Raw genomic sequence first — 12,686 nt, 5'->3', positions numbered from 1 at the left:
TGCTCGGGCCCCTGCTCCAGCAAGGACCGCGACCGCCCGTGACCGCCGTCGAGGACGCCCGTGGCGCCCGCTCCCGCTGGACCAGGCGCCAGCGGGTGGCCGGCTTCGTCGCTCTGACCAAGCCGCGCATCATCGAGCTGCTCCTCATGACGACGGTGCCGACGATGATGCTGGCCCAGCGCGGCCTGCCGCCCCTGTGGCTGCTCGGCGCCACCCTCGTGGGCGGCACCCTCGCGGCGGGGAGCGCGAACGCGCTGAACTGCTACCTCGACCGCGACATCGACATGCGCATGCACCGCACGGGCAAGCGCCCGCTGGTGACCGGCGTGGTCACCCCGCCGGAGGCGCTGGTCTTCGGCCTGGCGCTCGGGGCGCTGTCGGTGGCGTGGCTCGGGCTGCTGGTCAACGGGCTCTCGGCCCTGCTCGCCGCGCTGGCGATCGCCTTCTACGTGGTCGTCTACACGCTCGGGCTCAAGCGCCGCACCAGCCAGAACATCGTCTGGGGCGGCGCCGCCGGGTGCATGCCCGTGCTGATCGGCTGGTCGGCGGTCACCGGGAGCCTGTCCTGGGCCCCCTGGGTGCTCTTCGCGGTGATCTTCCTGTGGACGCCGCCGCACTACTGGCCGCTGTCCATCAAGTACCGCGCCGACTACGCCGAGGTGGGCGTGCCGATGCTGCCCGTGGTGGCCTCCCCGCTCACCGTGGGCCGCCAGGTGGTCGGCTACGCCTGGGCCATGGTCGCGGCGACGCTGCTGCTCGTGCCGGTGGCCCCCACGGGCCCGGTCTACGCGGTGGCCGCGGTGCTGCTGGGGGGCTGGTTCCTCGTCGAGTCGCACGGGCTCCTGCGCCGCGCCAGGCGCGTCACCTCCGCCGACGAGGTCGGCGCCATGCGCCTGTTCCACACCTCCATCAGCTACCTCACGCTGCTCTTCCTCGCGCTCGCCGTCGACGCCGTCGTCCCGCTGCAGCCGCTCTTCTCCTGACCGCCCTGCCGGAGGCGCGCGAGGCGCGTCGAAGGGCGGCCCCAGGCGCCGCGGCCGCTGGTCGCTGCGCCCGTCGTCCTCGGAGTGGGCGCAGGGCCACCCCGTGCTCGTAGGAGTGGTGCGGGGCCACCCCGTGCCACTCAGGGACGGGCGCGGATCCACCCAGCACCGCCGCGCGACGGACCAGGACGACGACGACGGCCACGTCCGGGCTCCTCCGCCGCGGGCGGGCGGGCGCCGGACCCGCAGACGCCTCCCCGGACGCGCTGATCTTGGCGATCGGTGGCTCGGGAGGCCGCTCCAGAGCCACCGATCGCCAAGATCAGCGCACCGCGGCCCAGCGCCGCGGTCCAGACCTCAGCGGGGCCGGCGCGGTCGACCAGCCTCGGCTGCCGGCCCGGCGGGCAGGCGGTCAGGCGGTCAGGCGGCGGCGCGGGCGGGTGCGGCGCCGGTGCGCTCGCGCAGCGACGTCCACAGCGCCGTCACCGCGACCACGAGCAGGCACGCCCCGAGCATGTGCAGCGCCACCAGCGGCACCGGCAGGGCCGTGGCGTACTGCACGTAGCCGATGGCGCCCTGCAGCAGCACCACGCCGAGCACCCACCAGGCGCGGCGCCGTGCCAGTGCCGGCGCCGGGGAGGTGTGCAGCGCCACGAGCAGCCCGATGAGCAGCCCGACCAGCAGGAGCACCAGGTCGGCGTGCAGCCAGCTGACCGTGCGCGGGTCGAGGGCGTAGCGGGCGGGCTCCTCGGCGTCCCCGGAGTGCGGGCCCGCGCCGGTGACCACGGTGCCCACGGCCAGCACGGCGGCGGTCACGCCGGACAGGCCCACGGCGAGGAGCCGCACGGCCCGGTGCACCAGCGGGCGGGGGGCGCCGTCGCCCTCGAAGGCCCGCAGGAGCAGCAGGGTGGAGGCGGCGACGAGCACCATCGAGACGAGGAAGTGCACCGAGACGGTGACGGGGGACAGGCGCGTCAGCACGGTGATGCCGCCGATGACGGCCTGCGCCAGCACCCCCACCACGGGGACGGCGGCCAGCGCGCGCAGGCGCCGGCGGGGAGCCCCGTCGGGCCCGCGCAGGCGCCAGACCGCCACCAGGGCGGCCACCGCGAGCACCAGCACGAGGAAGGTGAGGGTGCGGTTGCCGAACTCGATGTACTTGTGGAAGCCCTCCTCCTGGTGCACCGTCGGCACGTAGGAGCCGGGTGCGCACTGCGGCCAGGTGGGGCACCCGAGCCCGGAGCCGGTCAGGCGCACCAGGCCACCGGTGACGACGATGCCGACCTCGGCGACGAGGTTGGCCACCAGCACCGCCCGGGTGCCGCGGCCGGGACCGCGGGAGGCGGGAGCCCCCTGCGGCGAGGGCGTCGCGGGGCCGGGGCGGGCCGTCGTGCTGGTCACCCCGCCAGGGTAGGTGCGCGCGGCGGCCGCCCCCGCACGCCGAGCGCCCCCGCGGCTGTCACGTGCACCACAGCCCTGCTGCGCGGCGCCTCAGCTCCAGCGGAAGGTGCGCACGACGACGGCGCCCGCGACCACCGCCCAGGCCACCAGGACCGCGCACGGGCCCAGCGCCAGGGCGCCGTCCAGGACCGCCGCGCGGGCGGCGTCGCCGAGCGCCGCCGAGGGCAGCGCGGCCAGCAGCGGGGCTGCGGCCCCGGCGCCCTCGCGCGGCACGAGCAGCCCGGCCCCGGCCAGCAGGACCCACGCGAGGTTGGCCACCGCCAGCACCGCCTCGGCGCGCAGGGAGCCGGCCAGCAGCAGCGCCAGGGCCGCGAACGCGGCAGTCCCCAGCAGCAGCACGACGAGCAGCAGGGGCAGCACCACCGCACCGGCAGCCAGCGGCCGCCACCCCAGCGCGAGGGCCAGCGCGCCGAGCACCACCACCTGGAGCGCCTCGACCACGAGCACCGCCACCAGCCGGCCCAGCAGCAGGCCGGAGCGGCCCAGCGGTGTGGTGGCCAGCAGCCGCAGCACCCCGTACCGGCGGTCGAAGCCGAGGGCGATCGCCTGCCCGGTGAAGGCCGTGGACAGCACCGCCAGCCCCAGCACGCCCGGGGTGACCACGTCGATGCGCGGCAGGCCCTCCAGCGAGGCGGGGACGACGACGCCGCCCACCGGCGTGCGCGCCAGCACCAGCAGCGCCAGCGCCGGCAGCACCAGGCTGACGAGCAGCTGCTCGCCGTTGCGCAGCAGCACGCCCACCTCGAAGCGCGCCTGCGCCAGCACCCGCTGGACGGCCGGGGCGGGGCCCCCGCCGGGGGCGAGGTGCAGCCCGGGTGCGGTGCCCTCCGCGCTCACGCGGCCTCGCCCCACCGGGCGGGGCCGCCGGTCAGCTCCAGCACGACCTCCTCCAGGGACCGGCGCCCCACGGCGAGGTCCTGGGGCAGCACGCCCTGGGCGGCGCACCAGGAGGCCGCGGTGGCCACGACCTGCGGGTCGACGGCCCCGGGGTGCAGCGCGGTCACCTCGTAGCGGCCGGGGGCCGCCTCGTCGGTGGCCACCGACGTGGGCAGCGCGGCCCGCAGGGCCTCCAGGGGGAGGCCGGCCGGGGCGCCGAAGCGCAGCACCTCCGGGCCCGAGGAGGTCAGCTGCGCCACCGTGCCGGTGGCGACCGCGCGGCCGTCGCGCACGACGACGACGGCGTCGGCCAGCCGCTCGGCCTCGGCCATGGAGTGCGTGGTGAGCACCACCGCCGCGCCGGCGGCCCGCAGCTGCTCCAGCAGGTCCCACACCACGGCGCGGGCGTGCGGGTCGAGCCCGGTGCTGGGCTCGTCGAGGAAGGCCAGCTCGGGGCGGCCGACGACGGCGCACGCCAGCGCCAGCCGCTGCCTCTGCCCGCCGGACAGCCGCCGCACCGCGGTGCGCCCGAAGCCGTCGAGCCCGAGGAGCCGCGCGAGCGCCTCGACGTCGAGGGGCTCGGCGTGCTGGGCGGCCACCAGGCGCAGCACGGCCATGGCCGGGGCCCCGCCGGGCAGCCCGCCGTCCTGCAGGAGCACCCCGGTGCGCGCCGCCAGGGCCCGCCCGTCGCGGCGGGGGTCGAGCCCGAGCACCTCCAGGCGGCCCGCGTCGGGGCGGCGCAGGCCCGTGCAGCACTCCACGAGCGTGGTCTTGCCGGCGCCGTTGGGACCCAGGACGGCGGTGATCCGGCCGCGCTCGGCGGTCAGCGACAGGCCGTCCAGCGCGGGGCGGCGGCCGTAGGCCTTGACCAGCCCGCTCGCGACCAGCGCGGGGGCGCCGTGGCCGCGGGTGGTCTGCACGCACGGAGTCTAGGTCGGCCCGCCGCCGCCGCCCGCGGCCCGCGGCCCGGCCCCCGCGGGCGGCGTGACGGTCCTCACGCGAGATCGCCGGGACGGCGGGGGAAGGGGATTAGGGCACCATGGTGTTGTGCAAAGCATGGCCACCTCCGACGCCCCGGGCGCCGCGCGCGCCTCGGCAGCGCCGGAGCTGTCCGCGGCGAGCACCCGCGAGCGCGTCTCGCGCGCGGTGCTGGCCCGCGGGCCGGTCACGGCCGCGCAGCTGGCGGCCGACCTCGGCGTCACGCCCGCGGCGGTGCGCCGCCACCTCGACGCGCTCGCCGCCGACGGGCTGGTCCGCCAGGCCCCCCTGGTCGCCGGCGCCGCCGGGCGCGGCCCGGGGCGCCCCGCCCGGGGCTGGGTGGCCACCGAGGCCGGCCACGCGGCGGCCCCCGGCGCCTACGACGACCTGGCCGCCGCCGCCCTCAGCGCCCTGGAGCGCGAGGCCGGCCCGGAGGCGCTGGAGCGCTTCGCGCGCCAGCGCGCCGAGGAGCTGGTGGCCCGCCACCGCGCCGCCGTCGAGGCTGCCGGGACGGCTCCCGCCGCCCGCGCCGGCGCCCTGGCCGAGGCCCTCACGGCTGACGGCTACGCTGCCCGGACGGTGCTCGGCGGGCCGCGCCGCGCGGCGGCGCCGTCCCCGCGCAGGGGCCGGGCGGGCTCGGCGGTGCCACCGCCGTCGCCGGTCCCGGCGTCGGTGCAGCTGTGCCAGGGCCACTGCCCCGTCCAGGCGGTGGCGGCGCGCCACCCGGAGCTGTGCGAGGCGGAGACGGAGGCCTTCGCCCGGCTGATCGGCGCTCCCGTGCGCCGGCTGGCCACCCTGGCCGCAGGTCACCACGCCTGCACCACGCACGTCACCACCGCCCGCACCCCGGCGGCCCACCCCGCCGCCGCGGGCCCGCCGACCGCCCGCCAGGCCAGCCCGACCACCCCCGAGCCCCCGCAGACCTCGCACCCCACCCAGGGACGGAGCGCATGAGCACAGAGACCAGCCCGCAGACCGAGCTCAACGACATCGAGGCCCGCAACCCCGAGCTCGCCGGCCTCGGCACCTACCAGTACGGCTGGGCCGACCCCGACGCCGCCGGCGCCTCGGCGCGCCGCGGCCTGTCCGAGGACGTGGTGCGCGACATCTCCGCCCGCAAGGACGAGCCGGAGTGGATGCTGCGCACGCGCCTGAAGGCGCTGAAGATGTTCGGCCGCAAGCCGATGCCGGACTGGGGCAGCGACCTGTCCGAGATCGACTTCGAGAACATCAAGTACTTCGTGAAGTCGACCGAGAAGCAGGCCACCAGCTGGGACGAGCTGCCGGCCGACATCAAGAGCACCTACGACCGACTGGGCATCCCCGAGGCCGAGAAGCAGCGGCTCGTGGCCGGCGTGGCCGCGCAGTACGAGTCCGAGGTCGTCTACCACCAGATCAACGAGGAGCTCGAGCGCCAGGGCGTCATCTTCCTCGACACCGACACCGGCCTGCGCGAGCACCCGGAGCTCTTCCAGGAGTACTTCGGCTCGGTGATCCCCCCGGGCGACAACAAGTTCGCCGCGCTCAACACGGCCGTGTGGTCGGGCGGCTCCTTCATCTACGTGCCGCCGGGCGTGCACGTGGAGATCCCGCTGCAGGCCTACTTCCGGATCAACACCGAGAACATGGGCCAGTTCGAGCGGACGCTGATCATCGCCGACGAGGGCTCCTACGTGCACTACGTCGAGGGCTGCACCGCGCCGATCTACAAGTCGGACTCGCTGCACTCCGCGGTGGTCGAGATCGTCGTGAAGAAGAACGCCCGCGTGCGCTACACGACCATCCAGAACTGGTCGAACAACGTCTACAACCTCGTGACCAAGCGGGCCACCGCCGCCGAGGGCGCCACCATGGAGTGGATCGACGGCAACATCGGCTCCAAGGTGACGATGAAGTACCCGGCGATCTTCCTCATGGGCGAGCACGCCAAGGGCGAGACGCTGTCCATCGCCTTCGCCGGCGAGGGCCAGCACCAGGACGCCGGGGCCAAGATGGTGCACGCCGCGCCGCACACGTCGTCCTCGATCATCTCCAAGTCGGTGGCCCGCGGCGGCGGCCGCAGCTCCTACCGGGGCCTGGTGCAGGTCCTCGAGGGCGCCGGCCACTCGGCCTCGACGGTGCGCTGCGACGCGCTGCTGGTCGACTCGATCAGCCGCTCGGACACCTACCCCTACGTCGACGTCCGCGAGGACGACGTCTCCATGGGCCACGAGGCGACCGTCTCGAAGGTCTCCGAGGACCAGCTCTTCTACCTCATGAGCCGCGGCATGGCCGAGGACGAGGCGATGGCGATGATCGTGCGCGGGTTCATCGAGCCGATCGCGCGCGAGCTGCCCATGGAGTACGCCCTCGAGCTCAACCGGCTCATCGAGCTGCAGATGGAAGGAGCGGTCGGCTGAGCATGGCTGACACGTCCAACAGCACCACCGCCCAGACCGACGCCGACCTCGGCCTGGACGGCCTCGACGCCGGCCGCGAGGACCTGGCGCTCGACCTGCCCGGCGGCGCGCCCGCGACGCTGACGGCCCCGGCCGACGGCGAGGACGTCCCGGCGGTCCCGGACGGCGGCTCCCCGGTGGGCACCGCGCCGGCCCAGCACGGCCTCAACGCCCACAGCCACGGCGCCGGCGTGCCGGCCACCAACCGCGCCGAGCGGCGCACGTCCTTCGACGTCGCCGACTTCGCCGTGCCGAGCGGGCGCGAGGAGGAGTGGCGCTTCACCCCGGTGGACCGCGCCCGCGACCTCTTCGAGCCGGCCGGCGCCGGCGCCCGCGGGCTGCACGTCCAGGTCAGCGCGGCCGACGGCGTCACCCACCGGCGCTCGGCGGAGGGCGGCGGGAAGGGCTTCGTGCCCGGTGACCGAGCAGCGGCCGTGGCCTGGGCGGACGCCGCCTCGGCCGGCGCCGTCGACGTCGTCGCCATCGCCCCCGAGGCCGACCTGGCCGAGCCGGTGCTCGTGCGCGTCGCCAGCGACGCCCCGCGCTCGGCGGGCCACCTGGTGGTCCAGGCCGGTGCCTACAGCCGCGCCACCGTGGTGCTGGACCACTCGGGCTCCGGCCACGTCGGCAGCGGCGTGGAGGTGCTCGTCGGGGAGGGAGCCCACCTCGTGCTGGTCAGCGTGCACCAGTGGGAGGACGACGCCGTGCACCTGGCCCAGCACGACCTGCTGGTCGGGCGCGACGCCACCGTCAAGCACGTCGTGGTCACCCTCGGCGGCTCGCTGGTGCGGGTGGGCTCCACCGTCCGCTACGACGGGCCCGGCGGCGACGCGACCCTGCTGGGCGTCTACTTCTCCGACGCCGGGCAGCACCTGGAGCACCGCTCCTTCGTCGACCACGAGGCGGCCAACTGCCGCTCCAACGTCACGTACAAGGGCGCCCTGCAGGGCGAGACCGCGCGGGCGGTCTGGGTCGGCGACGTCCTCATCCGCGCGAGCGCGCTGGGCACCGACACCTACGAGCTGAACCGCAACCTCGTGCTCACCGACGGCGCCCGCGCCGACTCGGTGCCCAACCTGGAGATCGAGACCGGCGAGATCGTCGGTGCCGGCCACGCCAGCGCCACCGGCCGGTTCGACGACGAGCAGCTGTTCTACCTGTGCAGCCGCGGCATCCCGACCGAGCAGGCCCGCCGCATGGTGGTCCGCGCCTTCTTCGCCGACGTGCTGCAGCAGATCGGCGTCCGCTCGGTCACCGACCAGCTCATGGCCGCCATCGAGGCCGAGCTGGAGATGGCCGAGGGCACCTCCGGGACGGGCGAGCTGCCGGTCGTCGCCGACGGCGTCGAGGCGGAGCTCGCAGGCTCGCGCCTGTGAGCGCGGGCACGGGCGCCGGCGGGAGCGGGGCCATGGTGCGCGTCTGCTCGGTGCACGACGTCCCCGACCCGGGGGCGCTGCGCGTCGAGGTGCCCACCCCGCAGGGGACGGTGGCCGTCGCCGTCGTGCGCGACGAGGACGGCGACCTGCACGCCGTCTCCGACACCTGCAGCCACCAGGCCGTCTCCCTGTCCGAGGGCGACGTGGAGGGCTGCATGATCGAGTGCTGGCTGCACGGGTCGGCGTTCGACCTGCGCACCGGTCGCCCGAGCGCGCTGCCGGCGGTCCACCCCGTGCCCGTCTACGCCCTCGCGGTGGACGGCGACGACGTGCTCGTGGACGCCACCACCGACATCGGCCCCTCCGCCGACCAGACCTGACAGACCTGCTGACCTGAGGAGCACCGCATGGCCACCCTGGAGATCCGCGACCTCCACGTCTCCGTGGAGACCCCCGACGCCGGCGCCAAGCAGATCCTGCGCGGCGTCGACCTGACCGTCCGCGCCGGCGAGACCCACGCGATCATGGGCCCCAACGGCTCGGGCAAGTCCACGCTGGCGTACTCCATCGCCGGGCACCCGCGCTACACCGTCACCGGCGGCACCGTCACCCTCGACGGCGAGGACGTGCTGGCCATGAGCGTGGACGAGCGCGCCCGCGCCGGCCTGTTCCTCGCGATGCAGTACCCCGTCGAGGTGCCGGGCGTGACCGTCTCCAACTTCCTGCGCACCGCCAAGACGGCCGTCTCCGGCGAGGCGCCCTCGCTGCGCCACTGGACCAAGGACGTGCGCACCGCCATGGACGCGCTGCGCATGGACCCCGCCTTCGCCGAGCGCAACGTCAACGAGGGCTTCTCGGGCGGGGAGAAGAAGCGCCACGAGATCCTCCAGATGGAGCTGCTCAAGCCCAAGGTGGCCGTCCTGGACGAGACCGACTCCGGCCTGGACGTCGACGCGCTGCGCGTCGTCTCCGAGGGCGTGAACCGCGTGCGGGAGACCGGTGAGACCGGTCTGCTGCTCATCACGCACTACACGCGCATCCTGCGGTACGTGAAGCCCGACTTCGTGCACGTCTTCGTGGCCGGCCGCGTGGCCGAGGAGGGCGGCCCGGAGCTGGCCGACGACCTGGAGGAGAACGGCTACGACCGCTTCGTCGGCGGGGCCGGTGCCGCGACGGTGAGCGCCTGATGTCCGACGTCGACGTCGCTGACGTCGAGGAGGCCCTCAAGGACGTCGTCGACCCCGAGCTCGGCATCAACGTGGTCGACCTGGGCCTCGTCTACGGCCTGACCGTGGAGGAGCCGCGCACCGCCGTCATCGACATGACGCTCACCTCGGCGGCGTGCCCGCTGACCGAGGAGATCGAGCAGCAGGTGGCGCAGGTGCTCGAGGGCGTGGTGGACGACCACCGCATCAACTGGGTGTGGATGCCGCCGTGGGACATGCAGAAGATCACCCCCGACGGCCGCGACCAGCTGCGGGCCCTCGGCTTCAACGTCTGAGTCGGTGACGACCGACGTGCAGAACCCCGCCAGGGGGTCCGTCCAGGGCCTCACGGCGGGGTTCTGCACGTCCGGCGCCACGCCGGGATCGGCGCGGTGAGCAGCCGGCTGGTCGAGGTGGCCCCGGAGCGGCTGACCGGCTGGGTGACCCGCTTCACCGCCTCCCACGGGCCGGTGCGCCTCGCGGAGGCGCCGGAGCGGCTGCTGCTGCACGCCGCCGACGGCGAGGTGGCCGACCTGGAGGTGCCCTGGCCGCCCCTGGCCCCGCCATCGGTGGCCACGACGGACGCCACGGCGGACGCCATGACGGACGACGACGGTGGCGCCGCGCGCGTCGCGGCGCTCGCGGAGCACGCCGGCGCCGAGCGGACGGCGCTGGTGCTGCTCGTGCGGCGCGGGGGCTGGGCCGTGGGCCTGGCGCGGGGCGGGGTGCTGCTCGACGGGGCCCACGGCACCCGGTACGTGCAGTCGCGCACCGCGGCGGGCGGGTGGAGCCAGCAGCGCTACGCGCGGCGGCGGGCCAACCAGGCCGACGGCCTGGTCGGCGCCGCCCTCGACGGGCTCGGCGCGGTGCTCGGGCGCGCGGCGGCGCTGCCCGGGCCGCTGCTGCCCGAGGTGGTCGTGCCGGGCGGGGACCGGCAGCTGGTCGCCGCCGTGCTCGACGGCGCGCCAGCCCCTGTGGCCTCCGCGCTGCGGGGGCTGCCGCACGGCCCGCTGCTCGACGTGCCCGACCCGCGCCGCGCCGTGCTCGCCGAGGCCGCGCGCCGCGCCCGCTGCGTCCGCGTGCGGGTGGGGCGGGCACCGGACCCGTCCTGACCGGACGGGCGGCGCTCAGGACCGTCCCGCGAGGGCGGCCAGGGCCACCTCCAGCGCGTCACCGGCCGCGCACGCGAGGTCGGGGACCACCCCGGAGCCCTCCCAGCTGCTCCCCGTGGTGGGCTCGACGGGCGTGGCCTCGGGCACCAGCGCCGTCACCCGCGGGGCGACCCGCACCGGGGTGACGTGGTCCGCGGCGCCGGGCGTGCGCTCGCCCACCACCAGCACCCGGCGGTGGGCGGCCAGCACGTGCGCCAGCCCCTCGGCGCTGGAGTACGTCCCCAGCCCGACCAGCACGGCCACCGGCACGCCCGCCGGCACCGGGGCGCCGAGCGCCTCGCCGTCGGTCCACCACTGCCGCACCGACCCGTCGCGCCGGTGCACGCGCTGGACCTCCACCTGCCGGGGCCCCAGCAGCCAGCCGGCGACGGCGGCCAGGCCTGAGACGGCGCCGCCGCCGTTGCCCCGCAGGTCCAGCACCACGGCGTCGGCGCCGGCCAGGAGGGCGGCGGCGGCCCGCAGGGCCGCCCCGGCGTGCGCCACCTCCTCCAGGGCGTCCAGGCGCAGCACGCCGGTGCCACCGGCCAGCCGCTCCACCCGGGTGACCCCGGCGCCGCGGCGCGCGACGTCGGCGGGCGAGGCGGGCGGCCACCCCGGCGGGGGTGCGTCCAGCGGTGTCAGCGGGGCCGGGGTGGTCTCCGCGTGCAGCGTCAGGTGCCGCGCCGTGCGGTGGCAGGCGGCCTCCACCTGCTCGAGCAGCTGCTGACCGCCCGCGCCGCGCAGGGCCGGCGCGAGCCGCTCGAGGTCGCCGGCGAGGCGCTCGGCGCGGTGGGCGTCGGGGACCAGCAGCCGCACCCACGCGGCCAGGCGCCGGGTGAGGGCCGGGCCGTCGTCAGCGGTGGTGGCGGCAGCGGCAGCGGGGTCGGGGGTGGCCACCGGGGCAGCGTGGCACCTGGGGCAGGGGCGCCGCGGCCTCCCGCACCGCCCCGTCCACCCAGGGCGAACACGCCCCGCTCCCCGTGCGGGCGGCGCGGCGCCCCCGGCCGCCGGGCACCTCTGGCACCCTGGGACGGTGATCACCCCAGGACGCAGCGTGATGACCGTCGTCGCCGGCGCGGGTCTGGCCCTCGCCCTGGTGGGCTGCTCCGCCGCCGGTGACATCGCCTCCGCGGCGGGGGAGGGCGCCAGCTCGGCGGCGGTCGGGGCGGCCCGCGACGCGGCGCTGGGCCAGGTGTGCGGCGCTGTGCAGGACGGCCAGCTGTCCGAGGCCGACCTGCAGCGGCTGCGCGCCGCGGTGCGCGCCGCCGAGGCCGCCGGCGTGGAGGGCGACGTCGTCACCCGCGCCGACCAGCTGCTCGGCGACGGCGGGCCCGACGAGGGGCAGGTGGCCCAGCTGCAGGAGGCGTGCGCCCAGGCCGGTCAGGGCGGGGACGGCGGCTCCTGAGGCACCGACCTCGCCCGGGCTGCCCGATCATGCAGAAGACCCGCACCTGGAGGCCCCGGGTGCGGGTCTTCTGCATGATCGTGGGCCGGTGGGCCGGTGGGCCGGTGGGCCGGTGGGCCGGTGGGCCGGTGGGCCGGTGGGCCGGTGGGCCGGTGGGCCTGTCGGGTCAGCGGGAGCGGTGGGCCAGCTTCCACGCGCCCGGCAGGGCGACGCCCGCGATGACGGCCTTGACCAGGCCGCCGAGCAGGAACGGCGTGAAGCCCGCCGCGACGGCCTGCCCGGCGCTCATGCCGGTGGCCAGGGCCAGCCACGGCACGCCGACGGCGAAGACCACCAGCTGGCCGGCCGCGAACAGCGGCACCGCGCGCCACCAGCGCCGGTCGGCGCCGTGGCGCGCCGCCAGGCCGATGAGGTAGGCCGCGGGCAGGAAGCCGAGGATGTACCCGCCGGTGGCGCCGAGCACCACGTCCAGGCCGCCGGAGGCCTCGGAGTAGAACGGCAGCCCGACGGCCCCCAGCGCCGCGTACAGCCCCATGGAGGACAGCCCGCGCACGGGGCCCAGCGAGGCGGCCACCAGCACCAGCGCGAGCGTCTGACCGGTGATCGGCACCGGGGTGAACCCCAGCGGCACGACGACCTGCGCGAGCAGCGCGGTGAACAGCGCGCCGCCGGTCACCAGCAGCGCGTCGCGCACGCGGGTGGAGGAGGCGACGGCGGGGACGAGGTCGGCCAGGACGGCGCGGCGGGGCAGCCGGCCCGGGAGGTCAGCGGTGAGGGCCACGGGGACACCCTGGCAGACGGCCGGTGGGCGAC

At 76.7% G+C, this 12,686-nt stretch carries 14 protein-coding genes; 9 read left to right on the top strand and 5 right to left on the bottom strand.

Annotated features, from left to right (window positions below; genetic code table 11):
- Positions 1-38 precede the first annotated feature (38 nt).
- Entirely contained in the window at positions 39-983 is a 945-nt protein-coding gene (locus ACUN9U_RS06405; protein WP_445484092.1) for a heme o synthase, read from the top strand.
- Positions 984-1,403: 420 nt separating this feature from the next.
- Here ACUN9U_RS06405 and ACUN9U_RS06400 read toward each other — a convergent pair whose 3' ends face one another.
- The 3 genes from ACUN9U_RS06400 to ACUN9U_RS06390 all read right to left on the bottom strand — a co-directional run bounded on the left by ACUN9U_RS06400 (position 1,404) and on the right by ACUN9U_RS06390 (position 4,240).
- On the bottom strand, positions 1,404-2,384 hold the full coding sequence (locus ACUN9U_RS06400; RefSeq protein ID WP_445484091.1) for a COX15/CtaA family protein: 981 nt from the start codon (positions 2,382-2,384) through the stop codon (positions 1,404-1,406).
- A 90-nt stretch (positions 2,385-2,474) separates the two neighbouring features.
- The gene (locus ACUN9U_RS06395) at positions 2,475-3,281 is read right to left on the bottom strand and encodes an ABC transporter permease (protein WP_445484090.1); all 807 of its coding nucleotides are present in this window, start codon (positions 3,279-3,281) and stop codon (positions 2,475-2,477) included.
- Positions 3,278-4,240, bottom strand: a complete 963-nt coding sequence (locus tag ACUN9U_RS06390; protein ID WP_445484089.1) for an ABC transporter ATP-binding protein — start codon at positions 4,238-4,240, stop codon at positions 3,278-3,280. The genes ACUN9U_RS06395 and ACUN9U_RS06390 overlap by 4 nt, the downstream gene beginning before the upstream one ends.
- Before the next feature lie 136 nt (positions 4,241-4,376).
- Here ACUN9U_RS06390 and ACUN9U_RS06385 point away from each other — a divergent pair, with 136 nt between their 5' ends.
- The 7 genes from ACUN9U_RS06385 to ACUN9U_RS06355 all read left to right on the top strand — a co-directional run bounded on the left by ACUN9U_RS06385 (position 4,377) and on the right by ACUN9U_RS06355 (position 10,429).
- A complete protein-coding gene (locus tag ACUN9U_RS06385) occupies positions 4,377-5,252 on the top strand; it encodes a helix-turn-helix transcriptional regulator (protein ID WP_445484088.1) in 876 nt (291 codons plus the stop codon).
- Positions 5,249-6,697, top strand: coding sequence for a Fe-S cluster assembly protein SufB (sufB, locus tag ACUN9U_RS06380; protein ID WP_445484087.1), 1,449 nt, complete (start codon positions 5,249-5,251; stop codon positions 6,695-6,697). Before ACUN9U_RS06385 ends, sufB begins: the two co-directional genes overlap by 4 nt.
- 2 nt (positions 6,698-6,699) lie before the next feature.
- A complete protein-coding gene (sufD, locus tag ACUN9U_RS06375; RefSeq protein WP_445484086.1) occupies positions 6,700-8,112 on the top strand; it encodes a Fe-S cluster assembly protein SufD in 1,413 nt (470 codons plus the stop codon).
- Between the two features lie 32 nt (positions 8,113-8,144).
- Entirely contained in the window at positions 8,145-8,492 is a 348-nt protein-coding gene (locus tag ACUN9U_RS06370) for a non-heme iron oxygenase ferredoxin subunit (protein ID WP_445484182.1), read from the top strand.
- A 27-nt stretch (positions 8,493-8,519) separates the two neighbouring features.
- Positions 8,520-9,299: a Fe-S cluster assembly ATPase SufC gene (gene sufC / locus ACUN9U_RS06365; RefSeq protein WP_445484085.1), complete on the top strand. Its 780-nt coding sequence runs from the start codon at positions 8,520-8,522 to the stop codon at positions 9,297-9,299.
- The gene (locus ACUN9U_RS06360; protein WP_445484084.1) at positions 9,299-9,613 is read left to right on the top strand and encodes a metal-sulfur cluster assembly factor; all 315 of its coding nucleotides are present in this window, start codon (positions 9,299-9,301) and stop codon (positions 9,611-9,613) included. The genes sufC and ACUN9U_RS06360 overlap by 1 nt, the downstream gene beginning before the upstream one ends.
- A 96-nt stretch (positions 9,614-9,709) precedes the next feature.
- Positions 9,710-10,429, top strand: coding sequence for an acVLRF1 family peptidyl-tRNA hydrolase (locus tag ACUN9U_RS06355; protein WP_445484083.1), 720 nt, complete (start codon positions 9,710-9,712; stop codon positions 10,427-10,429).
- A gap of 15 nt (positions 10,430-10,444) precedes the next feature.
- On the opposite strand, the gene ACUN9U_RS06350 is transcribed toward ACUN9U_RS06355, so the two are convergent.
- The gene (locus tag ACUN9U_RS06350; protein WP_445484082.1) at positions 10,445-11,365 is read right to left on the bottom strand and encodes a S41 family peptidase; all 921 of its coding nucleotides are present in this window, start codon (positions 11,363-11,365) and stop codon (positions 10,445-10,447) included.
- 136 nt (positions 11,366-11,501) lie between these two features.
- Between ACUN9U_RS06350 and ACUN9U_RS06345 the strand changes: the two genes are divergently transcribed.
- Positions 11,502-11,873, top strand: a complete 372-nt coding sequence (locus tag ACUN9U_RS06345) for a hypothetical protein (RefSeq protein WP_445484081.1) — start codon at positions 11,502-11,504, stop codon at positions 11,871-11,873.
- Between the two features lie 166 nt (positions 11,874-12,039).
- On the opposite strand, the gene ACUN9U_RS06340 is transcribed toward ACUN9U_RS06345, so the two are convergent.
- On the bottom strand, positions 12,040-12,654 hold the full coding sequence (locus ACUN9U_RS06340) for a biotin transporter BioY (protein WP_445484080.1): 615 nt from the start codon (positions 12,652-12,654) through the stop codon (positions 12,040-12,042).
- Between the last annotated feature and the right edge of the window lie 32 nt (positions 12,655-12,686).

The organism is Quadrisphaera sp. KR29, assembly GCF_052644995.1.
The sequence above is the reverse complement of the archived record's forward strand: the minus strand, read 5'-3'. Positions and strand labels throughout refer to the sequence as shown.